The sequence below is a fragment of the Pseudoxanthomonas suwonensis genome, assembly GCF_000972865.1.
Taxonomy (GTDB): Bacteria; Pseudomonadota; Gammaproteobacteria; order Xanthomonadales; family Xanthomonadaceae; genus Pseudoxanthomonas; species Pseudoxanthomonas suwonensis_B.
Genome location: NZ_CP011144.1, coordinates 2267533 through 2293529, shown reverse-complemented (window position 1 = coordinate 2293529; position 25997 = coordinate 2267533). Strand labels below are relative to the sequence as shown.

Genomic DNA, 25997 nt, shown 5'->3' with positions numbered 1-25997 from the left:
CTCACTGCCGGCCGCGCTGCTCCAGCCAGACGCCGCGCTGGTGCGGCGGGGTGGCCAGCAACTCGCGCCGCAGATCCGCGCGCGCGGCCGGCGGGGTGCGCAGGGACAGCTCGCCCAGGCGTGCGCGCTGCTCCGGGGTCAGCGCCCGCAGCGCCGCCAGCAGCGGCCCGCGCTCGTCCTCGGCGACGAAACCGAACAGCGGCTGCAACGCGGCATAGTCGCTGCCCAGCGCCGGCCCGAGCAGCCAGCCGCGGCGCTCCATCGCATCGAGCGTGGCGAAGCGCGCGCGCAGCCGCGCCTGCGCCGCCGGCTGCTGCATGCGCAGCGCGGCGGCAGCGGCATGCACCTGCGCCTGCTCGACCGCATCGAGCTGCTGCCAGGCGTCCACGGCGGCGGCGGAGCCGTCGTCCACATCAGTGCCGATGAGCGCCTGCGCCGCGTCGGCCTGGCCGGTGCCGCCTTCGCGCTCCAGGCGCGAGTCCGGCGCGCCGGCGGCATACCACGACAGCAGGGCCAGCTCGGCCACGACCGGGTCCTGCAGCGGTTCGGGCAGGGCGTCCGGCAAGCCGGCCGCTCCCGGCGGCGGCGCGGCCGCCGGGAGCGGCTCGACCACGACCGGCGCGGCGTCGTGGACGCGGAAGTCGTCCTCCCGCGCCGCCGCTTCGTCCTCGGCGGCGCCCGCGGAGGCAGGCGGCGAGGCTGGCCAGCGCCACCAGGCCAGGGCCAGCACCGACACGACAGCCAGCAGCACGGCCACGGCGATCCAGGGCCGCCGGCCGCGCGTGGACGCCCGCCGCGGCCGCCCCGGAGGCGTGGATGGTGCTGCCGCGGCGACCGGAGCCACGCCCGGCGCCACCGCGCGGCCGGCCAGCGCCGCCTCGCGCAGTTGCATCAGGCGCAACAGCTGCCGCTCGTCGAGGTCGCGGCTGGCCTGCTGGATCGCCTCGGCCTGGTGGCGCCAGCCGTCGGCGTCCGGCGCGCCGGCCCCGTCGCGCGGGCAGGCGTCGGCCAGCGCCTGCCGGTAGGCATCGACCTCCACGCCCATGACCTCGGCCGCGGTGGCCTCGTCCAGGCCAGCTACCTGCCGCAGCAGCAGCGCGCGTCGCACCGGCGGCCGCATCGGCGCCAGGAATGCCAGCGCCGGCGGCCAGTCCAGGCCGGGCTCCAGCGGCAGGGCCAGCAGCAGCTTCCAGAAACGGGTCGGCCACTCGGCCATCGGCATCCGTGCCGCCGGCCCGGGGAAGGCACGGATCGCCGCGGCCAGGGCCCGCTCGGCCGCGGCGGCGTCGCCCGACTGCAGCCACAGGAACACGAACGCGCGCCGTTCGGCGCCGCGTACAAAGGCGGACAGGGCGGCCGGCAGCCCGGTCGCCGGGTTCAAGGGTTCGTGCATCGGGTCTCCGGCATGCAGCGAGGATACGCCGGCGGGCGCGCCCGCCGCCTGTTGACAGCGTCGGAACTGCCGTTCCAGCCCGTTGTGACAAGGCCTGCCGTCGGAACGGTTGTGCACAGCGCAATTACTTTCGGCCGAAAACCGCGTTTTTTGCCTGCCGACGCCGTGCTACAGCCATGTTTCACGCCCAACTGCATGATTTTAATGTAATTTTCGATATGGCGTTTTTTTGACCAACCTGACTGACAGGCTTGAATTTGCGTGTTTGCGGCGTGAAGCATCACGGTGATGCACAAGGTTATCCACATCTGGTGTGGATAAGCACAAATCTCCAACTGTGACGGCCGTTTACATCCCACTCATCAACTGGCGCGCAGCAATGCGCCGCAAACCACCGCTCCTGCGACCCGGTCGCACAAGGCCTTAGACTGGCCCGATGCCCGGCCCCGGCCCCGACATTCCCGCCTGCCTCCAGGTTGCCCTGCCGGTCCCGCTGCCGCGGCTGTTCGACTACCTGCCGCCTGAGTCTGAACGGGCCACGCCGGCCCTGGTCGGCCACCGCGTGCGGGTCCCGTTCGGCAACCGCGAACTGGTGGGCGTGGTCGCCGGCATCGGCCCGCCCGGGACCGACGCCGGGCTGCGCCGCGCCAGCGCCCTGCCCGATGCCGAACCGCTGTTCGCGGGCGAACTGCTGGACTCGCTGCGCTGGCTGGCCCGCTACACCCATGCCCCGCTGGGCGAGGTGTTCGCCACCGCCCTGCCCGCGCCGCTGCGCGCCGGCGAGCCGCTGCCCGACACCCATGCCTGGGCCTGGACCCTGACCGAAGCCGGTGCCACCGGCCGCGACGGCCTGCGCAAGGCCGGCCGCCCGCACCGGCTGGCCGCGCTGCTGGCCGCCGGCCCGGTCGACGAGGACCGGCTGGAGCACGAGCTCGACGGCTGGCGCGAGGCGGCACGCGCGCTGGCGCGGCGCGGCTACGCCGAACGCATCGCGGTCCCCGCCGTCGCCCGCGCACCCGCGCCCGCCCCGGGCCCGGAACCCAACCCGGAGCAGCGGGAGGCGATCGACGCGATCGCACGCGCCGGCGGATTCGCACCGCTGCTGCTGGAGGGCGTCACCGGCAGCGGCAAGACCGAGGTCTACCTGCATGCCATCGCCGACTGCCTGGCGCGCGGCCGCCAAGCGCTGGTGCTGGTGCCGGAGATCGGCCTGACCCCGCAGACCCTGGCGCGCTTCCGCGCGCGCCTGGGCGTGCCGGTGCACGCGCTGCACTCGGGCCTGGCCGACGGCGAGCGCGCGCGGGTCTGGGCCGCGGCCTGGCGCGGCGAGGCGCGGGTGATCGTCGGCACCCGTTCGGCGGTGTTCATCCCGCTGCCCGAGGCCGGGCTGATCGTGGTCGACGAGGAGCACGACGCCAGCTACAAGCAGCAGGACGGGATCCGCTACCACGCGCGCGACTTCGCCCTGGTCCGCGGCAAGGCGCTGGGCGTGCCGGTGCTGCTGGGCAGCGCGACGCCGTCGCTGGAGACGCTGCACAACGCCCAGGCCGGGCGCTACGCGCACCTGCGCCTGCGCCGGCGCGCCGGCGAGGCCCGGCCGCCGGCGGTGCGCGTGCTGGACGTGCGCAAACGCCCGCTGCAGGCCGGCCTGGCGCCGGAGACGCTGGAGGCGATCGGCGCGGCGCTGCGCGACGGCGGCCAGGTGCTGGTGTTCAAGAACCGCCGCGGCTACGCGCCGGTGCTGCTGTGCCACGACTGCGGCTGGAGCGCGCAGTGCCCGCGCTGCAGCACGCCGGCGCAGAGCACCCCGCTCACCGTGCATGCCGGCGGCGGCAGGCTGCTGTGCCACCACTGCGGGCACCGCCAGGCGAAACCGCTGGCCTGCCCCGACTGCGCCAGCCTGGCGCTGCAGCCGCAGGGCATCGGCACCGAACGGCTGGAGGAACTGCTGGCCGAGCGCTTCGCTGGCTGGCCGGTGCTGCGCATCGACCGCGGCACCACCCAGCGCCGCGACGGCCTGGCCAGGCTGCTGGCGGAACTGGGCGACAGGCCCGGGATCCTGGTCGGCACCCAGATCCTGGCCAAGGGCCACGACCTGCCGAACCTGACCCGGGTGGTCGTGGTCGGCGTGGACGAGGGCCTGTTCTCCTCCGACTTCCGCGCCGGCGAGAAGCTGGCCCAGCAGCTGATCCAGGTGGCCGGCCGCGCCGGCCGCGCGCAGCGCGCGGGCGAGGTGTGGTGGCAGACCCACCATCCGGAGCACCGCCTGCTGCACGACCTGATCAACGGCGGCTACGACAGCTTCGCCCGCGACGAGCTGGCCCAGCGCGAAGCAGCCGGCTTCCCGCCCTTCGCCCACCTGGCGCTGCTGCGCGCCGAGGCGCAGCAGGCCGAAGCGGCCACCGCGTTCCTGCGCGCGGCCAAGGCCGCGCTGCTCGATGCCGCCGACCCCGCCGCGCCGGCACTGGACCTGCACGGGCCGCTGACCGCGCCGATGCCGCGTCGCGCCGGCCTGTACCGGATGCAGCTGCTGCTGTCCTCGCCCAGCCGCCCGGCGCTGCACGCGCGGCTGGACGCGGCGCTGCCGGCGATCCACGCCCTGCCCGAGGCGCGGCGCACGCGCTGGTCGCTGGACGTGGATCCGGTGGACCTGTACTGAGCGCGGCCCGGCGGCGGCAGCCGCGGCGCTGCATGCGGTGCCGGCGGTGGCCGGCGGCCGCGCTCAGGACGTCTTCTTGGCCGCCGCGCGTCGGCGCGGCTTGTCCCGCACCCAGATCGTCTTGCCTTCCTGCCGCAGTTCGAACAGCCCACTGGCCTTCACCAGGTCGCTGAGCTTGCGATAACCGTAGTTGCGCGGGTCGAACGAGGCCTGGTTGCCGATCTGGCTGCCGACCACGCCCAGGTTGGTCCAGCCCTCGTCGTTGCTGCCGGCCTCCACCGCGCTGCGCAGCATCTGCACCAGGCGCGCGTCGCCACGCAGGTCCTGCGCGGACTTCGGCGCCGCCGCGTCGGCCTTGCCGTCGTCGACCTGCGCGCCCAGCGCCTCGATGTAGGTGAACTGGGAACAGGCGTTGACGAACGGCTTGGGCGTCTTCTTCTCGCCGAAGCCGTAGACCTTGACTCCGTCGGTGAGCAGCCGCATCACCAGCGGGGTGAAGTCGGCGTCGCTGGAAATGATGGCGAAACCGTCGAGGTTGCGCGCGTACAGCAGGTCCATGGCGTCGACCACCATCGCCATGTCCGAGGCGTTCTTGCCGCTGGAATAGGCGAACTGCTGCACCGGCCGGATCGCGTACTCGTGCAGCACCGCTTCCCAGCCCTTCAGGTTCGTGCTCTTCCAGTTGCCGTAGGCGCGGCGCACGTTGGCCACGCCGTGGCGCGCGACCTCGGCCAGGATCACGTCGATCCGGCCCGCCGGCGCGTTGTCGGCGTCGATCAGCAGGGCGATGCGCTTCTCCGCTTCGGCCACGTCGCTCTCCCCGGAAACGGCCGGATGGCCGCCGGTGCAGTCTGGCACAGTCCGGGCGCGCGCCTTCCGGCACCCACCGCCTGCCGGCGCGACGGCCCTATTCCCCGGCGGCACCCGAAGCGCGCGCGGCGGCATCCCCGGAGAGGCCCAGCCGCCAGCGGATGAAGGCGATCTTGTCGGCGTCCTGGGCGTCGTTCTGCGCGCGGCCGGTTCCGTGGCCGTGGCCGGCGTCGTAGTCCACGCGCAGCAACACCGGTTTGCCGCTGCCGCTGGCCGCCTGCAGGCGTGCGGCGAACTTGGCCGAGAACCACACGTCGACCCGGGGATCGTTGTAACCGTGGACCAGCAACACTGCCGGGTACCGGTCGCCGTCCTTCACCTTGTGGAACGCATCCATCGCCCGCAATGCCTCGAAACCCAGGCGGCTGGCGGTCGTGCCGAATTCCGGAGCATTGCCGGCGCCATTGGTCGAGGCCTCCAGCCGCAACGCGTTGGTCCAGCCGACATCGACCAGGGCCACGGCGAACAGGTCCGGGCGCTCGACGAAGGCGTTGCCGATCAGGATGCCGCCGGCGCTGGCGCCGTTGCCGGCCAGCCGCTCCGGCCGGGTATAGCCTTCGCGGACCAGGGTTTCGGCCGCGGCGATGAAGTCCTTCCAGGTGTTGGGCTTGGTCGCCTCCTTGCCGGCCAGGTGCCACGGCCGGCCATATTCGCCGCCGCCGCGCACGCCCGCGATCGCGAGCACGAAGCCGTTGTCGACCCAACGGTCGATGACGCTGCGCTCGGGCCAGTTGGCCGGGTCCAGTATGCTGATCCCGTACGCACCGTAGCCGATCAGCAACGCCGGATGGCTGCCGTCGAGCGCGATGCCCTTGCGGTGCATGACCACCATCGGCACGTCCACGCCGTCATGGCTGGGCGCCTGCAGGACGCGGGTCTGGATGCGGCTGCGGTCCGCCGTGGGTGGGGGCAGCAGGTGCAGGTCGGTGGAACGGCCGACAGCCGGGTCGTAGTGCAAATACGCCGGCGGCGTGGTGAAGGCCGCCAGTGCATAGACCGCACCGGCGGCGTCGGCCGCGGTCGCGCGCGGCAGCAGCGCGGCCGACGTTCCTTCCGGCAGCGCCACCGGCTGCGGCGTACCGCGGCCGTACTCGACGCGCGACAGCTGCGACAGGCCGCCGTCCAGGGTCTGCACGTACAGCGCGTCGCGCGCCGCAGCGATCGCCTGGATCGCCCCGCGGCCCTCGGCCACCACCACCTGCGCGCGCGCCGGATCCGGCGCCTGCAACGAGGTGCGCAACACCCGGTAACGGGGCGCGTCCCTGGACGAGAGCAGGTAGAGGTCCTGGCCGTGGATCGCGATGTCGGCCACTTCGTCCTGGAAGTCGGCCAGTCGCCGCCAGGGAATGCCGGCGTCTTCTTCCAGGCTGGCCAACGGCGCGACATAGAACGCCGAATGCCTGTCGACGCCGCGATCGATCCTGGCCAGCAGCAGCTCGGTGCCTTCCGGCACGGTCAGCGTGGCGCTTTCGATCGGATCCATCGGCAGGCGCGGGTCGATCCCGGCGCCGGCCAGCAGCCGGTCGCGCTCCGGATCCGGTGCGCCGAGCCGGTGCAGGTAGGTACGCAGGTTCCTGCGGCCGTCGAGCGCGGAGTCCGATTCCGACAGCCGCGGCAGCCGCATCGAGAAGAAGCCGCTGCCGTCCGGCAGCCAGCGCGCGTCCCAGGTGCGCTCGATGCGCAGGCCGGTGTCGCGACCGGCCTGGACGTCGAAGACACGCGTGTCCGGGTCCTCGCGCCCGCCTTCCGAAACCAGGTAGGCGACGTGGCGGCCATCGGGCGAGGCATCGAAGTGGTTGATCGACCAGCGCCTGCCGTCCGCGAACGCGGTGGCCGGGTCGACCAGCACGCGCTCGGGCGGGCCGGCGCGCTCGCGCATGACCAGCACGAAGTCGTTCTCGTCCGGCGCGCGACGCAGATAGAACCAGCGCTCGCCGCGCCGTTGCACCCGGCGGATCACGGTCTCCGGGGCGTCCGGCGCCTGCAGCCTGGCCAGGATCGCATCGCGCTCCGGCAACGCCTGCAGGACACGATCGGTGTACTCGGCCTGGGCCTTGATCCAGTCCCGGGTATCCGGGTCCCGCAGGTCCTCGAGCCAGCGATAGGGATCGACGATCTCGACGCCATGGTAGGTGTCGACGACGGGGATCTTCTTTGCCGGCGGCGGCGCATCGGTCGCCCAGGCCCGGGCGCAGCCCGGCATCAGCAGTGCAGCCAGAAGCAGCGCTGGCAATGCGACCTCCCGTGACCCGCACGAAGCGGCGGCGGCCAGGGAACCGGAGAAGGCGGACATGCGCATCGGCGCGCTCCTTGCATCGATGGGGACTGGCGTCTGGACGACCGTTTCCGCGGGCAACGGCTTCGGCGGCCGGCTACAGTCAGGGTGGAACCGCCCGTGCAGTTGTAGGAGACTGCACGCGACGTGCGCTACTCCCAAACAGGAGTGTCGCGATGGACGACAGCCGGGCACTGCTGGAAACGGTGGGCCGCATCTACGAAACCGTGCTCGACGCCGACGCCGAGAGCGTGTGGCTCGACATGCTGCGCGACCGGATCGGCGCCGAGCATGCGGCGCTGTCGGATGCAAGCGGCGGCGCGTTGCTCACCCATTTCAGCCGACTGGATCCCGGCATGCGGACCCTGGCCCGCCGGCTGGCGTCGGCGACGATGTTCGACCCCTCGCTGGCATGCATGCCGGCCAGGGCGGCATGCCGGATGTCGGACTACTTCCCGCTCCGCGAAATGGTGCGCACGGAGTTCTACCAGGAGCTGATCCTTCCGCTGCACGGCGGGCACGGACTGGCGTTCACCTGGCGCCACCGCCACGGCCACGCGGCGATCGCGGTCTGCCGCGACGCGACACGCGGACGCGACTTCTCCGACCGCGACCTGGCGCTGCTCCAGCCGGTGCTGTACCACCTCCACAATGCCTGGCGGCTGCGCAGCCGGCTGCTCGCCGGGGAGACGGCGCTGCATCGGGTCCATGCCGTGCTGGATGCGCTCGAGGAAGGAGTCGTGATCGTCGGCGACGACGGCCGGGTGCACCACCTCAACGCCGCCGCCCGCGCGATCCTGGACGAGGGGAACGCGCTGCGCCTGGACCGCCACGGATTGCGCGCGGCCAACGCCCAGGTCGACCAGCGCCTGCAGGCGCTGCTGCGCAATGCGTCGCGCATCGCACAGGATGGGCGGCGCATGCGCACCGATGCCGATGCCCCGCTCGAGGGGCGCACCACCCTGGCGGTCGCCCGGGATCCCCCACTGCACCCGTTGCTGCTCGCGGCGGCGCCCGCGTGCGGTCTCGCCGGCCCCTTCGATGACCCGTTGTTCGCCGACGCCGTGGTCCTGCTGCTGCGCGATCCCGACCGCGAGTCCAGCGGCGGCATCGACGCCCTGATGGACGCTTTCGGCCTGACCCGGCGCGAGGCCGAACTTGCCGTCGCGCTGAAGGACGGCCACTCCCTGTCCGTATCCGCCGTGCGGCTCGGCATCACCGAGGGCACCGCGCGGCAGTACCTGAAGGGCATCTTCTCCAAGACCGGCACCCACCGGCAGACCGACCTGGCGATACTGCTGCTGCGCAGCCTGTCCTGACCGTGGCCGGCACGGCCGGCGACGGTTCCCGAACCAGCGCACGCGGCGCATCGCCGCACGCGCATCGGCACCGCATCGCGACCGCGTGTCCTCCGCCGCGGCGCCATGCCAGAATCGGGCCATGAGTCCATCACCCGACCTGACGCCGGCCCGCCGCCTGCGCAGCATCTTCAGCGGCTCGGTCGGCAACCTGGTGGAGTGGTACGACTGGTACGTGTACGCGGCGTTCTCGCTGTACTTCGCCGAGGTGTTCTTCCCCGGCGGCGACCGCACCAGCCAGTTGCTGAAGACCGCGGCGATCTTCGCGGTCGGCTTCCTGATGCGGCCGCTGGGCGGCTGGCTGCTGGGCCGCTACGCCGACCGGCACGGGCGCAAGGCAGCGCTGCTGCTGTCGGTGCTGATGATGTGCGCCGGCTCGCTGGTCATCGCCTTCACCCCCGGCTACGCCAGCATCGGCGTGGCCGCGCCGGTGCTGCTGGTGCTGGCGCGGCTGCTGCAGGGCCTGTCGGTCGGCGGCGAGTACGGCACCTCGGCCACCTACCTGAGCGAGATGGCCAGCCGCGAGCACCGCGGCTTCTGGTCCAGCTTCCAGTACGTGACCCTGGTGATGGGGCACCTGATCGCGCTGGCGGTGCTGATCGTGCTGCAGCAGGTGCTGGCGCCGGAACAACTGCGCGAATGGGGTTGGCGCATCCCGTTCGCGATCGGCGCGCTGGCCGCGCTGGTGGCGCTGTGGCTGCGGCGGAACATGGCCGAGACCGAATCGTTCCAGCGCAGCGAGGCCGATGACTCGGCCGAGCACCAGCGCAGCCAGGGCACGCTGCGCGTCCTGCTGCAGCATCCGCGCGCGCTGCTCACCGTGGTCGGCCTAACCATGGGCGGCACGCTCGCCTTCTATACGTACACCACCTACGTGCACAAGTTCCTGGTCAACAGCGCCGGGCTGTCCACCCAGGCCGCCGCGCTGGTCAACGCCTCCACCCTGTTCGTGTTCATGCTGCTGCAGCCGCTGGTCGGCGCGCTGTCGGACCGCATCGGCCGGCGCCCGGTGCTGATCGCCTTCGGCGTGCTGGGCACGCTGATGACCGTGCCGATCCTGGGCCGGCTGCAGACCGTGCAGGGCCCGGGCGAAGCATTCTGGCTGGTGATGCTGGCGCTGGTGGTGCTCAGCGGCTACACCGCGATCAACGCGGTGGTGAAGGCCGAGCTGTTTCCGGTGGAAGTGCGCGCGCTGGGCGTCGGCCTGCCATACGCCCTGACCGTGGCCCTGTTCGGCGGCACCGCCGAGTCGGTGGCGTTGTGGTTCAAGCGCATCGGCGTGGAGAGCGGCTTCTACTGGTACGTCACCGCGTGCATCGCATGCTCGCTGGTGGTGTACGTGTGGATGCCCGACACGCGCCGGCATTCGCGGATCGATCGCGACGCCCTTTCCTAGCACCTGACGACACGACGACGCCGATGACGAGCACAGACGCCGCCCTTCCCCACCTGGTCGTGATCGGCGGCGGCTTCGCCGGCCTGTGGGCGACCCGCGCGCTGGCCAGGGCGCCGCTGCGGATCACCCTGGTCGACCGCAGCAACCACCACCTGTTCCAGCCGCTGCTCTACCAGGTCGCCACCGCCGGCCTGTCGGCGCCGGACATCGCCGCGCCGCTGCGCCATATCCTGCGCAGGCAGCGCAACGTCGAAGTGCGGCTGGGGGAGGCGAGCGCGATCGATGCGCCCGGTCGGCGGGTGACGCTCGCCGACGGCAGCGTGCTCGGGTTCGACTACCTGCTGCTGGCCAGCGGCGCCACCCACGCCTATTTCGGCCACGACGAATGGGCGGCGCACGCGCCGGGCCTGAAGTCGCTGGACGACGCACTGCACCTGCGCCGGCAGCTGCTGCTCGCGTTCGAGCGGGCGGAAGCCTGCGACGACCCGGCCGAGCGCGCGGCCTGGCTCAGCTTCGCCATCGTCGGCGGCGGCCCGACCGGCGTCGAGCTGGCCGGCACCCTGGCCGAAATCGCGCGGCACACGCTGAAGGACGAGTTCCGTCGCATCGACCCGTCCAGCGCACGCGTGCGCCTGGTCGAGGCCGGACCGCGGGTGCTGGCCTCGTTCCCGGAGGAACTCTCGGAGAAGGCACGCCGGCAGCTGGAGAAGCTCGGCGTGGAAGTGTCCACCGGCGTGCCGGTCACCGCGATCGACGAAGGCGGCTACCGCCTGGGCGAGGAGTACGTGCCGGCACGCACCGTGGTCTGGGCCGCCGGCGTAGCCGCCTCGCCGCTGGCGCGCTCGCTGGGCGTGCCGCTGGACCGCGCCGGCCGCGTGCCGGTGGACCCCGACCTCAGCGTGCCGGGGCATCCGCACGTGTTCGTCGCCGGCGACCTGGCCGCGGTGCAGCGCGCGGACGGCAGCCCGGTGCCGGGCGTGGCGCCGGCGGCCAAGCAGATGGGGCGGCATGTGGCCGCCGCGATCCGCGCGCGGCTGCAGCGGCGGGACGCCAGCGCGTTCCGCTACCGCGACTTCGGCAACCTGGCCACCATCGGCCGCATGGCCGCGGTGGTGGACTTGCACGGCTTCAAGCTGTCCGGGCTGCTGGCCTGGTGGTTCTGGCTGGCCGCGCACGTGTTCTTCCTGATCGGCTTCCGCAACCGGCTGGTGGTGCTGCTCAACTGGGCCTGGGCCTACTGGAGCTACCAGCGTGCGGCGCGGATCATCCTCGGCGGCCAAGGCGACGACGGGCCGCCGGCGCCGCGGACCTGAGCGTTGCGCACGCGCGGACCGTCCGCCGCGAGGTGCCTGCCGGTCCGCACATGCGTGCCGGATACGGCGTGACAGCCGTGGCGGCGGTCCCCTGCCTTGCCCGCGCATGAGGGCGTCGCCTGCGCCAACGGCGTCGGGTCGCCGGCTGAACCCGGCTCCTACAACAGCCGCCGCGCAACCGCTCTCCTGTAGGAGCCGACTTCAGTCGGCGACACGGGCGTCGGAAACACGAGGGCGTCGCCTGCGCCAACGGCGTCGCGTCGCCGGCTGAACCCGGCTCCTAAAACAGCGGCATCGCCTCCGTCGCAGCAGGGCTTGCGCGGAAACGCGAACGGCCCGGGGTCGCCGGGCCGTTCTGATCTTCGCGGCAATGCGGGCGGGTCAGGCCGCCAGCAGCGCCCTCATCTTCTTCATCGCGTTGGCCTCGATCTGGCGGATGCGCTCGGCGGAGACGCCGTACTCGTCGGCCAGTTCCTGCAGCGTGACCTTGCTGTCGGCGTCCAGCCAGCGGCGGGCGATGATGTCGCGCGAACGCGCATCCAGGCTGGCCATGCCCTCGCGCAGCAGTTCCAGCTGGTGGTCCTCGCTGTCGGCGCGCTCGTAGGCCTGTGACGGGTCCTCGTCGGCGGCCCGCAGGTAGGCGGCCGGCGATGGCGGCGCGTGCTCGTCGTCCTCGTCGGCCGGCGCATCGAAGCCGATGTCGCGGCCGGACAGGCGCGCTTCCATCTCCAGCACCTCGCGCTCGGAGACGTTGAGGTCCCTGGCCACCGCGCTGACCTCGGCCGCGTTCATCCAGCCCAGGCGGGTCTTGGCCTTGCGCAGGTTGAAGAACAGCTTGCGCTGGGCCTTGGTCGTGGCGACCTTGACGATGCGCCAGTTCTTGAGGATGAACTCGTGCATCTCGGCGCGGATCCAGTGCACGGCGAAGCTGACCAGGCGCACGCCCAACTCGGGGTCGAAACGCTTGACCGCCTTCATCAGGCCGATGTTGCCTTCCTGGATCAGGTCGCCCAGCTGCAGGCCGTAGCCGTTGTAGCCGCGGGCCACGTGGACGACGAAGCGCAGGTGCGAGTGCACCAGCTCGCGCGCGGCGTCCAGGTCCTCCCCGTCGCGGAAGCGGCGGGCCAAGGCCTGTTCCTCCTCGACGGTCAGCACCGGGATCTGGTGCACCGCGCCGATGTAGGCCTCCAGCGACCCCAGCGGGCTGGGGATCGGGAGGTTGTTGGCAACGAGACTGGTCGAACGGATCTGGGTCATGGCGGCCATATTAGCAATCGGGGGGTTGGACTGCTAACGCCGGGGATGGTTCCCAGCATTGCATCCGTGCAACGGCCGGACCGGGTATCCAGCCCTTGAAAATCAATGGCTTGAAGCCATCCAGCTGAACGTCGGCACAGCGCGGGGAGAGCCATCCTGCGCCGCCACCCGTCGCTTGGTTGTGAGGCCGGGACGACCGGTTCTCAAGGGGAAAGCGTGTCATCCCCGCGAAGGCGGGGATCCAGTGACTCCAAGGCCTTTCAGAAGCCAAGTCACTGGGTCCCCGCCTTCGCGGGAACGACGGCATGGGCCTCAATGCCGGGCCAGTTCCGGCAGGTCGAACACCAGCACCTCGGCGCCCTGCCCGGCCTCGATCCGGACTTCCGGCTCGTCGCGGTACAGCAGCGCGTCGCCGGCAGCCAGCTCGCGGCCGTTGACCGTGGCCCGGCCACGGACCAGGTGCACGTAGGCCAGCCGTCCGGGAGCGATCGCCAATGCCGCGTGCTCGGCCCCGTCGAACAGGCCGGCATGCATGCGCGCGTCCTGGTGGATCCGGACCGAGCCGTCGGCGCCGTCCGGGCTGACCACCAGGCGCAGGCGGCCGCGCTTCTCGGCCTCGTCGAACCGCTTCTGCTCGTAGCCGGGGGTGATCCCGGTGCGCTCGGGCAGGATCCAGATCTGCAGGAAATGGGTGGTGCCGGTGCTGTCGTAGTTGAACTCGGAGTGGGTGACGCCGGTGCCGGCGCTCATCCGCTGGACCTCGCCCGGGGTGATGCTCTCCACGTTCCCTATCGAATCCTTGTGCCCCAGCGCGCCCTCGAGCACGTAGCTGATGATCTCCATGTCGCGGTGGCCGTGGGTGCCGAAGCCCTGCCCGGCGGCGACGCGGTCCTCGTTGATCACCCGCAGCGGGCCCCAGTGCACGTGGTCCGGGTCGAAGTAGTCGGCGAAGGAGAAGCTGTGCCAGGAGTCGAGCCAGCCGTGGTTGGCGTGGCCGCGCTCGGCGGCGGGACGCAGGACGATCACAGGGCACCTCCGGTGGCGAGGGTGGACAGGCGGCGGTCGCGGCGCCAGGCGTCGACGCTGAAGGCGCCGGCGCCATTGGCGGCCAGCATCAGGAAGCCGCCGCCCAGGGCGACATTCTTCATCAGGTGGATGAACTGGTTCTGGTCGGCCAGGTCGGCATGGAACAGCACGCCGGCAGCCAGCGAGAACAGGGCCAGCGCCAGCGCCGTGCTGCGGGTGAACACGCCGGCGAGCACGGCCAGGCCGCCGCCGATTTCCAGCGCGACCACCAGCGGCAGCAGGACGCCGGGCACGCCCATCGCCTCCATGTACTGCTGGGTACCGGCGTAGGCGGTCAGCTTGCTCCAGCCGGAGAGGATGAAGATCAGGGACAGGCCGATTCGGCCCAAAAGCGCATACAGGTGGTTCATGGTGGCCTCGAATGCGGGGCGGATACGCGGAATGCGGATCGGATGGGCCCTGCGATTGGCCGACAGGATGATTGCAATCAATATTGGAATAAATATGCTTTGAAACCACTTATTGTTCTATTTTTGCAAATATACAGCCATGGACCTGACCCTGTGCCTTCTGCGGATACAGAGCCGCGTTTTTCCCGGTTGCGTCCAGGTAGTGGATTGGGACCCGCGCCGCCGCTGTAGGAGCCGGGCTTGCCCGCGACCCGACGCCGTCGGCACAGGGCGACGGCATCGTGCTTCCGACGCCCGTGTCGCCGACTGAAGTCAGCTCCTACAGAAGAGCAGCCGCATGGCGGCTGTTGTAGGAGCCGGGTTTAGCCGGCGACACGACGACGCCGGCACAGGCGACGCCCTCGTGGTTCCGACGCCCGGGTCGCCAGCAAGCTGTGCTCCTACAGGGAGCGCAACATCGCCTCGACCTCGACCCGCGGCGGCAGCGACCAGTCGACCGGGGCCTGGCCATGCCGGGCCAGGTATTCGTTGGCCGCGGCGAAGTGGCCGCAGCCGAAGAAGCCGCGGTGCGCCGACAGCGGCGAGGGATGCGGCGCTTTCAGCACCCGGTGCCGGCGCGGATCGATCACCTTGCCCTTGGCCTGGGCGTAGCTGCCCCAGAGCAGGAACACCAGCCCCTCGCGTTCGCTGGCCAAGGCCTCGATCGCGCGGTCGGTGAAGCCCTCCCAGCCCTTGCCCTGGTGCGCGCCGGCGCGGCCTTCCTCCACCGTCAGCACCGCGTTGAGCAGCAGCACGCCGCGCCTGGCCCAGGGCAGCAGGCAGCCGTGGTCCGGCCGCGGCAGGCCCAGTTCCTGGCCGATCTCCTTGAAGATGTTGTCCAGCGACGGCGGCACCGGCACGCCCGGCAGCACCGAGAAGCACAGGCCATGGGCCTGGCCGCGCCCGTGGTACGGGTCCTGGCCGAGGATGACCACCTTGACCTGGTCGAACGGAGTGGCGTCGAAGGCGGCGAAGATCTGCGGTCCGGGCGGATAGACCCGCGCGCCGGCCGCCTTGCGCTGGCGCAGGAACTCCGCCAGCGCCTGCATCTCCGGGCGCAGCAGCCAGTCGCCGATCCGCGCCTTCCACGACGGCTCCAGCCGGATGCGGTCGTCCTCGGCCATGATTCAGTTCGGCCGGCCGCCGTCCAGCCGCGACACGCGCAGCTGGAACAGCACCTTGGTCACCAGCAGCCGTTCCTCGATCGGCTTCTGCACCAGGTCGTTGGCACCGGCGCGCAGCAGCTCGGACTGGTTGTGCTGGTTGCCGTCGCCGGTCATCACCAGCACCGGCAGGCGGCGCTTGCCGTAGGCGAAATCGATGCGGATGCGCTCGACCACGTCGCGGCCGCTCAGTTCCCCCTTCAGGGTGACGTCGGTCAGCACCAGGTCGATCTTGTCCGGGATCCGGCCCAGCGACTCGGCGGTCAGCAGCGCGAACGCCTCCTCGGCGGTCAGCACATGGATCACCTTCAGCTGCTGGCGCTCGAGCATGCGCTTGGTCGCCTCGGCCACCACCCGGCTGTCCTCGACGTACAGCACGGTGGCGCCGACGATCGGCTGCGGCTGCACGTAGCCGCGGATGAACTCGGCCAGTGCGTCGTGGCCCAGCGACTTGTCGAAGTAGTCGGTGACGTATTCGGTGAAGCGGCGCTCGACCAGGTGCTGCTGGGCGTCGCCGGAAACCACGATCACCGGCACGTAGGCCTGGCCGGCGGCCTCGCGCACGCTGCGCGCCAGTTCCAGGCCGTCGCCGTCGGGCAGCGACAGCGCGGTGGTGACCAGGTCGACCGGGCCGGCCTCCAGCGCGGCGCGCGCCTCGGCGATGCTCGAGCAGCCGACCACCTGCACGCCCGGCAGCTCGCGCGCCAGCACGTCGGCGATCAGCTTGCGCACCAGCTTGGAGCCGTCGGCGACCATCACCCGCGGCGCGTCGCTGATCAGGTGCTTGAGCTCTTGGGCAGCCATCAGGTCTCCGTGGGCCGGGTCTGCCGCAGGAAGTGCCCGGTCACCGCCCAGGCGCCCAGCCACCCCAGCAGGACGGTTCCCAGCAATACCATCCCCGAGTGCAGCGCATCCAGACCCTTGAGCGAGAACTGGCTCCCATAGCTGGCACTGAGCGCGGCCAGCGGCTCGCGCAGCGCCCCGCCGGCGGCGGCGATCAGGCCCAGCGCCAGCAGCCCGGCGCCCAGGCCGTACCAGACGCCCAGGTAGAGGAACGGGCGGCGGATGAAACCGTCGCTGGCGCCGAGCAGCTGCAGTACGCCGATCTCCTCGCGCCGCGACTGGATGTCCAGGCGCACGGTGTTGCCGACCACCAACAGCGCGCCCAGGCCGAGCAGCACCGACAGCACCTGGACCACGCGCTGGCCGAAGCGCAGCCAGTTGTCCAGGCGTTGGCGCCAGACCGCGTCGTGCTGGACCAGGTCGGCCTGCGGCAGTGCCTGTAGCGCGGCGACCAGGCGGGCGTCGTCGTCACCTTGCGGCACCACGATCAGCAGGGTCGGCAACGGGTTCTCGCCCAGCGCGTCGAGCGCCTCGCCCAGGCCGCTGCTCTCGCGGAAGCCGGCCAGCGCCTGCTCCGGCGTGCGCAGATCCACCGCGGCGACGTCGCCGCGGCCGCGCAGTTCGTCGGCCAGCTTCGTGGCGGCGGCCGCGTCCACGTCCATCTTCAGGAACAGGTTGACCTCGCGCGACTGCTGCACGCTGCCGGCGAAGTGGCGCAGGTTGTCCATCACGATCGACAGGCCCAGCGGCAGGGCCAGGGCCAGGCCCATGACCGCCACCGTCAGCAGGGTGGCCCAGGGCTTGCGCAGCGTGCGGCCGAGGCTGAAGGCGAGCCCGTGCAGGTGCTGGTCGAACCACACCCGCAGGCGCGACGGTGCGGCAGGGGCGGCCTTGCCGTTCGTGGAGGTCGTCGCGTTCGTATTCATTCCGCCAGGTCCTGCGGCGAGATGTCGTCGACCAGGCGGCCATGGTCGAGCACCAGCACGCGCCGGCGCATGCGCCGCAGCAGCGGCAGGTCGTGGCTGACCACCAGCACGCTGGTGCCGCGGTCGGGCAACCCGGCGAACAGTTCCATGATCTCGGCCGACAGGGTCGGGTCGAGGTTGCCGGTGGGTTCGTCGGCCACCAGCAGGCGCGGCTCGGCGATGATCGCCCGGGCGATGCCGACGCGCTGCTGCTCGCCGGCCGACAGCTGCGACGGCAGCGCCTTCTCGCGATGGCCCAGGCCCATGCGTTCGAGCACCGAGCGAACGCGCTTGCCGATCTCGGCACGGCGGGTACCGCGCAGGATCAGCGGCAACGCCACGTTCTCGCCGATGGTGCGATCGGTGAGCAGGCGGTGGTCCTGGTAGACCACGCCGACCTCGCGCCGGTGCAGCGGCACCTTGCCGCCGCGCACCCGCTGCAGGTTGCGTTCGCCGAACAGCACCGCGCCGCGGCTGGGCCGCTCGGACAGGTGGATCAGCTTGAGCAGGGTGCTCTTGCCCGCGCCGGAATGGCCGGTGACGAACAGCATCTCGCCCTCGGCCACGTCGAAGCTGACGTCGACCAGCGCCTGGTGGCCGCCGGGATACTGCTTGCTGACGTTCTCGAATCGCAGGACGCTCATGCCGCGATTATGTCGGAGCGTCCAGCGCCGCGCGACAGGGACGTCCGGATCGCGAGGACGACGCCTGGGCCTACGGCGCCAGGTCGCGGGCAAGTCCGGCTCCTGCAACGGCAGCCGCGCCGGCTCTTCTGTAGGAGCCCAGCTTGCTGGCGACACGGGCGTCGGGATCACAGGAACGTCGCCTGTGCCGAGGTCGTCGTGTCGCCGGCTGAACCCGGCTCCTACAACAGCCACGGCGCGGCCGCTCTCCTGTAGGAGCTGACTTCAGTCGGCGACACGAGCGTCAGGACAACGAGGCCGTCGCCTGTGCCGACCGGCGTCGGGTCGCTGGCAAGCCCGGCTCCCACCGGGGGCAGCGGGCCTGCCGGCGGGGGCGGCGCGGATCAGCCGCCCGGCACCAGCGAGCGCAGCTTGCGGCCGATGCGGCTCAGGAACGAATCCTTCCCGGCGGCGGCCGGCGCCGGCACGGGCGCCTGGTGCAGGGCAGGCACCTGCGACGGCGGCGTGGCGTTGGGGTCCGCGGCCGCCGCAGCACCTTCGACCGGCTTGCCGTGGCGGCGGCGGCGGCGCTTGCGCGGCGCCCGCTCGCCTTCCGCCTTGGCGGCGTCCGGCTGCGCGTGGCCGTTGCCCTTCGCCGGCCGCGGCTGGCGGGCCTCGCCGGTTGGCTGTTCATCGTCGTTGCCAGCACCGCTGGCCACCGCGACCGCCGCGCCGGCACCCGCCGCGGCCACCGCTGCTCCGCCGGCCACCGCCGCGGCCGGCTTGCGCCGCGGACGGCGCTCGCCGTCGCGACGCTCGCCACCACCGTGCCCGGGCTTGCCGCCGCGCGAACGGCCACCGCCGCGGCGCTCCTCGTCGGCGGCGCGCTGCTCGCGCGCCTCGCGGAAGATCTCGCCGATGCTCTCGTCCTCCTCGCCCTCGCCCGCCTCGGGTCGCTCGCGCGGCTTGCGCGGCAGCGCGGTCAGCAATTCGGCGGTGACCGGCTCGGACGGGATCCGCTGCTCGATGTAGGCCTCGATGTCCGGCAGGCCCATCGCGTAGCGCTCGCAGGCGAAGCTGATCGCGTCGCCCTCGGCGCCCAGGCGGGCGGTGCGACCGATTCGGTGGACGTAGTCCTCCGCGTCGAACGGCAGGTCGTAGTTGTAGACGTGGGAGACGCCGTCGATGTGCAGGCCGCGCGCGGCCACGTCGGTGGCCACCAGGATCTCGAGCTGGCCGGCCTGGAACTTCTTCAGCAGGGTCTCGCGCTTCTTCTGCGGCACGTCGCCGGAGAGCACGCCGACCCGGTAGCCGGCCCGCTCCAGCGAGCGCGCCACCCGCTCGACGAAGGCCTTGGTGTTGACGAACACCATGGTCCGCGCGCCCTCGCTGCGCGAGAGCAGGCCGATCAGCAGCGGCAGCTTCTCCTCGTCGGCCGGGTAGTACAGCTTCTGGCGCACGCGCGCGGCGGTGACCGTCTCGGTCTCCACCACCAGCTTCTCCGGCTCGTTCATGTGCTCGTAGGCCAGCTCCAGCACGCGGTGGCTGAGGGTGGCCGAGAACAGCAGGGTCTGGCGCTCGGTGCGGATCGGCATGCGCCGCAGCAGGAAACGGATGTCCTTGATGAAGCCCAGGTCGAACATGCGGTCGGCCTCGTCCAGCACGCAGATCTCGCAGGCGTGCAGCGAGACCACCTTGTGCTGCTTGACGTAGTCGATCAGCCGGCCCGGGGTGGCGATGATCACGTCCACGCCCTTCTGCAGCAGCTCGCGCTGCTTGTCGTAGTCCACGCCGCCGTAGACCAGGGCGAAGCGCAGGCCCAGCTCGTTGCCGAACTTGACCGCGTCCTTGTGGATCTGGATCGCCAGCTCGCGGGTCGGCGCCAGGATCAGCGCGCGCGGGTCCTCGGGCTTGCGCTCGGCCAGCGCCGGGCGGGTCAGCAGGCGGTTCATCACCGTGACCAGGAACGCCAGGGTCTTGCCGGTGCCGGTCTGGGCCTGGCCGGCGACGTCGCGGCCGGGCAATGCGACCGGCAGGGTCAGCGCCTGGATCGGGGTGCAGCGGGTGAAGCCTGCGGATTCGAGTCCGGCGAGCAGCGCCGGGTGCAGGTCGAACGAGGAAAAAGCTACATCGGTCAGCGGTTTGTCGCTCATCATCCAGTCTTCATATGGCCCGGCGCAGCGTGGTGCGGCAGGCGGCCTTGCACAGGGTTCCGGCGCGCCGCACACTGCGGGCCGTCGTCGGATCGCGCGGCCGTCAGGGGGACGGTAGCCCCCTTGACTTCTCCGCGAAACGCCCCAGTTTACCCCAAAGGCACCGCCTGGCCCCGCCGGCCGGTGCCGGCAATCCATGGAGATGTGAAGTGAACGAGAAGGTGATGCACATCGGCGATGCCGATTTCGACAGCGCCGTGCTGCAATCCCAGGAACCGGTCCTGGTCGACTTCTGGGCCGAATGGTGCGGTCCCTGCAAGATGATCTCGCCGATCGTCGACGAACTGGCCGACGCCTACGACGGCCGGATGAAGGTGGCCAAGGTCAACATCGACCAGAACCGCGCCACCGCGATCCGCTACCACGTGCGCTCGATCCCGATGCTGCTGCTGTTCAAGGACGGCCAGATCCAGGCCACCCAGGTCGGCGCGGTCGGCAAGGGCCAGCTGACCCAGATGATCGACAAGACCCTCGGCGCCGCCGCCTGAAGGCGCCCGCCGCCAGCGCGGGACGGCCGGGGAGGCCGTCCTGCCTGCGCCTGAACCGCCGCCGGCGCCCGCTTGCCGGCGCCCGGCGCGCGGTGGTAGTGTCGCTGCAACCGGCCGCAGATCCATTGGCCGCGTCCTGTCCGGGCCTACCGCCGGACCACCCATCCCACCAGGATCCAACGCCCGCACCGGGCGCTCGCACCTACCAGCGAGGAATCGCAACTTGTCCGAGAACACCCTGCCTGAAGCGCCCGGGAGCGAAGACGCACCCGCCGAGAAGCGTGCGCGCAAGCGCGTGAGCAAGCCGGCCGACGCCGGCGCCGGTGAGGCGCCCGCCGCCCCGGCGCCCGCCGCTTCGGCTCCCCCGCCCCCCCAGGCCCCCGCCCCGGCCCAGTCCGGTGGCGACGCCCCGTCCGCCCCCGCCCCTACCTCGGCCGAAAACGCCGGCGGCCAGAATGGTCAGCCGCAGGGCGACGGCGACCGCGAGCAGGGCGGCCGCAACAACCGCCGCGACCGCTTCCGCAACCGCCGCGACCGCCAGCGCGACCGCTTCCGCGACGACGGCGGCATGCAGGATGACGGCGGCAACAACCAGATGCCGCACCCGCCGCGCCCGCACCCGGGCGTGCCGGAGGGCTTCCCGCAGTACTCGCTGGGCGACCTGAAGCGGATGCCGGCGCACAAGCTGCTGGAGATCGCCGAGCAGCTGCAGATCCACGAGGGCGTGGCCCGCGCCCGCAAGCAGGACGTGATCTTCGCCCTGCTCAAGGTGCTGACCCGCCACGGCGAGGGCGTGGCCGCCGACGGCGTGCTGGAGATCCTGCCCGACGGCTTCGGCTTCCTGCGCGCGGCCGAGGCCAGCTACCTGGCCGGCCCGGACGACACCTACATCTCGCCCAGCCAGATCCGCCGCTTCAACCTGCGCACCGGCGACCACCTGTCCGGCCGCATCCGCTGGCCCAAGGACGGCGAGCGCTACTTCGCCCTGGCCGTGGTCGACACGATCAACGGCGAACCGCTGGAAGCGAGCAAGAACAAGGTCCTGTTCGAGAACCTGACCCCGCTGTTCCCGCGCCGGCGCTTCCGCCTGGAGCGCGGCGACGGCTCGACCGAGGACATCACCGGCCGCATCCTCGACCTGATGGCGCCGCAGGGCAAGGGTCAGCGCGCGCTGATCGTCTCCCAGCCCAAGGCGGGCAAGACGATGATGATGCAGCAGATCGCCACCGCGATCACCACCAACCATCCGGACGTGCACCTGATCGTGCTGCTGATCGACGAGCGCCCGGAGGAAGTGACCGAGATGCAGCGCACCGTGCGCGGCGAGGTCATCTCCTCGACCTTCGACGAGCCGGCCGCGCGCCACGTGCAGGTCGCCGAGATGGTGATCGAGCGGGCCAAGCGCCTGGTCGAGCACAAGAAGGACGTGGTGATCCTGCTCGACTCGATCACCCGCCTGGCACGCGCCTACAACAACGTCGTGCCCAGCTCCGGCAAGGTGCTGACCGGCGGCGTGGACGCCAACGCCCTGCACCGCCCGAAGCGCTTCTTCGGCGCGGCGCGCAACGTCGAGGAAGGCGGCTCGCTCTCGATCATCGCCACTGCCCTGATCGACACCGGCAGCAAGATGGACGAGGTGATCTACGAGGAGTTCAAGGGCACCGGCAACTCCGAGGTGCACCTGTCGCGGCGCATCTCCGAGAAGCGCGTGTTCCCGGCCATCGACATCAACCGCTCCGGCACCCGCCGCGAGGACCTGCTGATCGAGCCGGAGCTGCTGCAGAAGATCTGGATCCTGCGCAAGCTGCTGCACCCGATGGACGAGATCGGCGCGATGGAATTCATGCTCGACAAGATGAAGAACACCAAGTCCAACGACGAGTTCTTCGCTTCGATGCGGCGCTGAGTTCCATCTTCAACGCAAAAAGCAGAACGCCCCGCAATGCGGGGCGTTTTTTTGTTTGGCAGTTCCCAAGCAAACCTGGCCAGACCTGCGAGGATTTGGTCATGAAGCGATGCCCTGTCCGCGAGGGCGCCCGGCACTCCCGGCACGAAGCTGCCGAAGATCTTCCACGTCGACTGGTTCCGCAAGGCCGACGACGGCCGTTTCCTGCGGCCCGACTCCGGCGAGCCCATGCGGGTGCTGGCGTGGGTCGTGGGACGGAGGGCAGGCACGAGGCCCGCGACAGCGCAATGAGGCTGCTTCCTCTCGAGGGTGCAATCGTGCTCCCGGAATGCGCGGCTGATACACCCGCCGCGGCCACGGGGTTCGACGAGGCCGGCCGAGCAGGCCGGGGTCGCCGGGTACATGGAGGCCTATCGCGGCCGCCTGCCGGCACAGGCGGCGTGAGGCGAGGGTTCGCCTGACGCCGGTGCGACGTCCGCCCATCGGCCGGGTCCATCGCGAGTTGGGCGAGCGGAGCAGGAATGGGGCGCGATCATCGCCGCGCTCGAGATCGATCCTTATTTCCTGCCGGTGCTGCTGGGCAAGGGCGAGTTCCTGGAGCAGCAGCGCAAGCCCAGGCTGGCGGCGGGCGTCTTCCGCGACGTGCTCAAGGTTGCGCCGGCCAAGCCCGAATGACCGCCGGCGCTGCGCCAGCGGCTCGCGCACGAGCGCGAGGCGGTCGAGCGCGACACGCAGGAACTCGTCGATTACCTGGGCCACCGGGTCGCCGCGAAGCGCGCCGCGGTGGATGCGGCGCTGTCGGGGCGCTGGGACGAGGCGGTGTCGATCCTTGCCGGGCGCACGCAAGCCTATCATTCGCAGTGCAACCAGCTGTACGTGCCGCGGCTGCCAGCGCTCGCCTTCTACGACGACGCGCTGTTCCCGTGGATGCACGAGCTCGAGTCGCGCACCGACGCGATCAAGGCCGAACTGCAGGAGATCATCGCCAGCCGAGGCGAGGAGTTCGTCCCCTGCATCCAGTACCGGCCGGGCGATCCGGTCAACCAGCGGGACAAGCTCAACCACTCGCGCAACTAGAGCGGCTTCTGCCTGTATGCGCATGGCGAACCGGTGCCGGAGCACCTCGCGCACCTGCCGCTGGTGGTGCCGAAGAAGTGCAGTTACCGCGTCGGCTTCGACTGGCGGCAGTGGCGCGAGGGCAAGTGCAGGGTGTTCGACGACACGCTGGAGCACGAGGCGCGCAACGACAGTGACCAACTGCGCGTCGCCCTGGTGTTCGACGTGTTAATTCCGCTGCGGCCGAACGGGAAATGGCGGCGGCGCTGGCGGGCGCGATGCGCGACTGGCGCAGCGCAAGCGACGTGGTTTGAACCGCTCGGCTATACTAGCCGTTCCGCCGGATTGGGATGCCGATGCGCTGCCTTCTGCTCTCGCTTTTGTGGTCGTTCGCGTTGCCGCTCGCTGCGCAACAGCCCACCCATGCTTGCGCCGGCGTGGCCGAACCCGCCGCGCGGCTGGCCTGCTACGACGGGGCTTTTCCGCCGCCACCGGAAGTGGTCGAGGCGGCAACGGATAAAGCGCAGGCCGATTTCGGTTTGAACAAGCCGCGAGACCTGCTGTGCAATCCGGGGCAGATAATCGAGCAAGCCGACCTGGGACGCATCGAAAGCCAGGTCGTCAAGGTGGGTCATTACAACGGGCAGCGCGTTTTCAGTCTTGAGAACGGCCAAGTCTGGACGCAAGCCGAGTCGCACAGTGGCGGCCACGTGCAGGCCGGTGATGTCGAGCAGGTGCGCAAGGGGATGCTGGGCGGTTGCATGCTGGTGATGCCGAACGGCGTGGCCTTGCACGTGCGTCGCACGCATTGAGCGCAAGGTGTCGTCATCCCGCAACCAGCCGTTGAATGCAGCGCAGGCAGGGCGCTTCAGGCAGGCGCTGGGGCTGCTGCAATCCGGGCAGCGTGCGCAGGCGCTGTCCATCGCCGAAACCCTGGCCGGACAGGCGCCGCAGGCGGCGGATGCGTGGCAGTTGCTGGGCCTGTGCCTGGCGGACAACGGTCGCCAGGCACAGGCCAACGCGGCGTTCGAACGCGCATTGGCCTTGCTGCCCGGCAATGCCATGGTGTCGCGCAACTACGGCGTGTCCCTCGCCCGGCACGGCAAGGCCTTGCGCAGGCAGGGCCAGTGGGAAGCAGCCGAATCCGTGCTGCGCAAGGCGCTTGCGTTGTCGCCGGAACAGGCGTCCGCGTGGGTCGACCTGGGCGTGGTTCTGCGTTTTCTGGGGCGCATCGACGAGGCGTTGGCCGCGTTCCGGCGGGCGGAAGGAATGCTGGACCAACGCGGCGCCAATGCGCTTGAAGTGCAGAACGCCATCAACGGCGTGCTGGCCGACGCGGGTCGTCCGGCCGAAGCGCTGGCGGGTGCGAGACAGCTCGTCGCCCTGCATCCGAACCATGCGCCGGCCCACGAAACGTTGAGCAACCTGCTGTGGGAGAACGGTGCGGAACTTGCACCGGGTGAAGACCCCCTGGGTGAATTCCGTGCCGCGGCCCTGGCGCAGCCGGACAACCGCGCATTGCAACTGGCTTTCGCGCGCACGCTGATGGCGGCAAGGCACGCGGAAGAAGCCCTAGCGTTCCTGCATCCGCTGCGCCAGCGCGAACCCGGCAATGCATTGCTGGACTGGTTCGTCGCTGACGCGCTGGACGCGCTGCAGCAGCACGAACAGGCCGCTCCGTTGTACGCGGCGGCGGCGCGTGGTGAATTGGGCAATCTGCCGGAGTTCCTTAACGCGCGGGCGCGGCATGCGTTTCGCACGCGGGACTTCGCTCTGGCCGCGGACTGCGCGGAAAAAGCGACCAGGCTCGATCCGCGAAACCAGGAAAGCTGGAGCCATCTGGGGACGGCGTGGCGGCTGGCCGGCGATGAGCGCGAGCACTGGCTGTGCGATTACGAAAGACTGGTGGGGTGTGTCGAGGTTGCGCCGCCACCGGGTTTCGGCGACTTGACCACCTTCCTGCAGACACTGGCGGCCACGCTGGACACCATGCACAACGCCAAGCACGAGCCGATGAACCAAAGTGTGCGTGGCGGCACCCAGACGGCGGGCCTGCTGTTCGGACGCGACGATGCGGTCATCCGCGCGGCGGAGGACGCCCTGCGCACGGCGGTCGAGAATTGGCTGGCCGCACTGCCGAACGATGCGTCGCATCCATTCCTGTCACGCAAACAGCGCAGCGTGGGCTTCGTCGGCTCGTGGTCGGTGAGGCTCAGGTCGTCGGGGCGTCATTCCAACCACATCCACTCCGAGGGCTGGGCAAGCTCCGCCTTCTACGTCTCGCTGCCCGGCAGCGTGCTGGAATCGGGCAGCGAATCCCGCGACGGATGGATCCAGTTCGGACAGCCGTTGGAAGAGCTGGGACTCGACCTGTCGCCGCGGCGCGTCATCCAGCCCAAGCCGGGTTATCTGGCGCTGTTCCCTTCCTACATGTGGCATGGCACCGTGCCCTTCGATGCCCGGGAATCGCGCCTGACCGTCGCCTTCGACATGCAGCCGAAAATGTAGAGCGTGCCGTTCCCGCGGCGCGGCCCACACGATCCTCCGGGTCGGGGATGGGGTGAATCGCCCCGGGTTCAGTAGCCATCTCCAAGCCGTACATTGCGGCAATGACGGAGGTGGGTATGAAAAGATGAACGAGTTCTTCAGCTCGATGAAGCGCTGAATCCCGCTTCATGCTCGAGAGAAGAAGCCCCGCGCAAGCGGGGCTTCTTCGTTCCAGCGACGCGCATCGACCGGATCCG

Annotated in this window: 20 protein-coding genes and 3 pseudogenes; 12 read left to right on the top strand and 11 right to left on the bottom strand. The window is 70.9% G+C overall.

Annotated elements, in window-relative coordinates:
* Position 1: 1 nt before the first annotated feature.
* On the bottom strand, positions 2 to 1393 hold the full coding sequence (locus tag WQ53_RS17260) for a hypothetical protein (protein WP_052631938.1): 1392 nt from the start codon (positions 1391 to 1393) through the stop codon (positions 2 to 4).
* A gap of 436 nt (positions 1394 to 1829) precedes the next feature.
* On the opposite strand from WQ53_RS17260, the gene WQ53_RS09470 reads away from it, so the two are divergent.
* Positions 1830 to 4052: a primosomal protein N' gene (locus WQ53_RS09470; protein WP_052631937.1), complete on the top strand. Its 2223-nt coding sequence runs from the start codon at positions 1830 to 1832 to the stop codon at positions 4050 to 4052.
* A gap of 63 nt (positions 4053 to 4115) precedes the next feature.
* Here WQ53_RS09470 and WQ53_RS09465 read toward each other — a convergent pair whose 3' ends face one another.
* On the bottom strand, positions 4116 to 4862 hold the full coding sequence (locus WQ53_RS09465) for an NYN domain-containing protein (protein ID WP_052631936.1): 747 nt from the start codon (positions 4860 to 4862) through the stop codon (positions 4116 to 4118).
* A gap of 97 nt (positions 4863 to 4959) precedes the next feature.
* Positions 4960 to 7221, bottom strand: coding sequence for a prolyl oligopeptidase family serine peptidase (locus tag WQ53_RS09460; RefSeq protein WP_082112944.1), 2262 nt, complete (start codon positions 7219 to 7221; stop codon positions 4960 to 4962).
* A 152-nt stretch (positions 7222 to 7373) separates the two neighbouring features.
* On the opposite strand from WQ53_RS09460, the gene WQ53_RS09455 reads away from it, so the two are divergent.
* The 3 genes from WQ53_RS09455 to WQ53_RS09445 all read left to right on the top strand — a co-directional run bounded on the left by WQ53_RS09455 (position 7374) and on the right by WQ53_RS09445 (position 11264).
* Positions 7374 to 8516 carry a helix-turn-helix transcriptional regulator gene (locus tag WQ53_RS09455; protein ID WP_052631934.1) on the top strand — a complete coding sequence of 381 codons (1143 nt, stop codon included), beginning with the start codon at positions 7374 to 7376 and terminating at the stop codon, positions 8514 to 8516.
* Between the two features lie 121 nt (positions 8517 to 8637).
* A complete protein-coding gene (locus tag WQ53_RS09450; RefSeq protein ID WP_052631933.1) occupies positions 8638 to 9951 on the top strand; it encodes an MFS transporter in 1314 nt (437 codons plus the stop codon).
* Between the two features lie 23 nt (positions 9952 to 9974).
* Positions 9975 to 11264 (top strand): NAD(P)/FAD-dependent oxidoreductase, encoded by a 1290-nt coding sequence (locus WQ53_RS09445; RefSeq protein ID WP_052631932.1) that lies wholly within the window; start codon positions 9975 to 9977, stop codon positions 11262 to 11264.
* A gap of 381 nt (positions 11265 to 11645) precedes the next feature.
* Here WQ53_RS09445 and rpoH read toward each other — a convergent pair whose 3' ends face one another.
* The 8 genes from rpoH to rhlB all read right to left on the bottom strand — a co-directional run bounded on the left by rpoH (position 11646) and on the right by rhlB (position 19743).
* Positions 11646 to 12521 (bottom strand): RNA polymerase sigma factor RpoH, encoded by an 876-nt coding sequence (gene rpoH, locus WQ53_RS09440; protein WP_052634021.1) that lies wholly within the window; start codon positions 12519 to 12521, stop codon positions 11646 to 11648.
* A 312-nt stretch (positions 12522 to 12833) separates the two neighbouring features.
* Positions 12834 to 13547: a pirin family protein gene (locus tag WQ53_RS09435; protein ID WP_052631931.1), complete on the bottom strand. Its 714-nt coding sequence runs from the start codon at positions 13545 to 13547 to the stop codon at positions 12834 to 12836.
* A complete protein-coding gene (locus WQ53_RS09430) occupies positions 13544 to 13957 on the bottom strand; it encodes a DoxX family protein (protein ID WP_052631930.1) in 414 nt (137 codons plus the stop codon). The genes WQ53_RS09435 and WQ53_RS09430 overlap by 4 nt, the downstream gene beginning before the upstream one ends.
* Before the next feature lie 440 nt (positions 13958 to 14397).
* Positions 14398 to 15120 carry a uracil-DNA glycosylase gene (gene ung / locus WQ53_RS09425; RefSeq protein WP_052631929.1) on the bottom strand — a complete coding sequence of 241 codons (723 nt, stop codon included), beginning with the start codon at positions 15118 to 15120 and terminating at the stop codon, positions 14398 to 14400.
* A 3-nt stretch (positions 15121 to 15123) separates the two neighbouring features.
* The gene (locus WQ53_RS09420; RefSeq protein ID WP_052631928.1) at positions 15124 to 15963 is read right to left on the bottom strand and encodes a response regulator; all 840 of its coding nucleotides are present in this window, start codon (positions 15961 to 15963) and stop codon (positions 15124 to 15126) included.
* A complete protein-coding gene (gene ftsX / locus WQ53_RS09415) occupies positions 15963 to 16928 on the bottom strand; it encodes a permease-like cell division protein FtsX (protein ID WP_052631927.1) in 966 nt (321 codons plus the stop codon). The genes WQ53_RS09420 and ftsX overlap by 1 nt, the downstream gene beginning before the upstream one ends.
* On the bottom strand, positions 16925 to 17611 hold the full coding sequence (ftsE, locus tag WQ53_RS09410; RefSeq protein ID WP_052631926.1) for a cell division ATP-binding protein FtsE: 687 nt from the start codon (positions 17609 to 17611) through the stop codon (positions 16925 to 16927). The genes ftsX and ftsE overlap by 4 nt, the downstream gene beginning before the upstream one ends.
* Before the next feature lie 383 nt (positions 17612 to 17994).
* Positions 17995 to 19743 carry an ATP-dependent RNA helicase RhlB gene (rhlB, locus tag WQ53_RS09405; protein WP_052631925.1) on the bottom strand — a complete coding sequence of 583 codons (1749 nt, stop codon included), beginning with the start codon at positions 19741 to 19743 and terminating at the stop codon, positions 17995 to 17997.
* 209 nt (positions 19744 to 19952) lie between these two features.
* Here rhlB and trxA point away from each other — a divergent pair, with 209 nt between their 5' ends.
* The 8 genes and pseudogenes from trxA (at position 19953) to WQ53_RS09380 (ending at position 25761) form a co-directional block, all read left to right on the top strand.
* Positions 19953 to 20291: a thioredoxin TrxA gene (gene trxA / locus WQ53_RS09400; protein ID WP_052631924.1), complete on the top strand. Its 339-nt coding sequence runs from the start codon at positions 19953 to 19955 to the stop codon at positions 20289 to 20291.
* Positions 20292 to 20514: 223 nt separating this feature from the next.
* A pseudogene (locus WQ53_RS17405) lies at positions 20515 to 20701 on the top strand (transcription termination factor Rho); the annotation flags it as partial.
* 26 nt (positions 20702 to 20727) lie between these two features.
* Positions 20728 to 22197, top strand: a pseudogene (gene rho / locus WQ53_RS09395) (transcription termination factor Rho); the annotation flags it as partial.
* A 114-nt stretch (positions 22198 to 22311) separates the two neighbouring features.
* Positions 22312 to 22488, top strand: coding sequence for a phosphoenolpyruvate carboxykinase domain-containing protein (locus tag WQ53_RS17355; RefSeq protein ID WP_144409432.1), 177 nt, complete (start codon positions 22312 to 22314; stop codon positions 22486 to 22488).
* Between the two features lie 492 nt (positions 22489 to 22980).
* Positions 22981 to 23274: a hypothetical protein gene (locus WQ53_RS09390; protein ID WP_052631922.1), complete on the top strand. Its 294-nt coding sequence runs from the start codon at positions 22981 to 22983 to the stop codon at positions 23272 to 23274.
* A gap of 33 nt (positions 23275 to 23307) precedes the next feature.
* Positions 23308 to 23424: pseudogene (locus tag WQ53_RS17400) on the top strand (aspartyl/asparaginyl beta-hydroxylase domain-containing protein); the annotation flags it as partial.
* A gap of 185 nt (positions 23425 to 23609) precedes the next feature.
* Positions 23610 to 24065 (top strand): hypothetical protein, encoded by a 456-nt coding sequence (locus WQ53_RS17250; protein WP_052631921.1) that lies wholly within the window; start codon positions 23610 to 23612, stop codon positions 24063 to 24065.
* 7 nt (positions 24066 to 24072) lie between these two features.
* A complete protein-coding gene (locus tag WQ53_RS09380) occupies positions 24073 to 25761 on the top strand; it encodes a putative 2OG-Fe(II) oxygenase (RefSeq protein ID WP_082112941.1) in 1689 nt (562 codons plus the stop codon).
* The last annotated feature ends 236 nt before the right edge of the window (positions 25762 to 25997 follow it).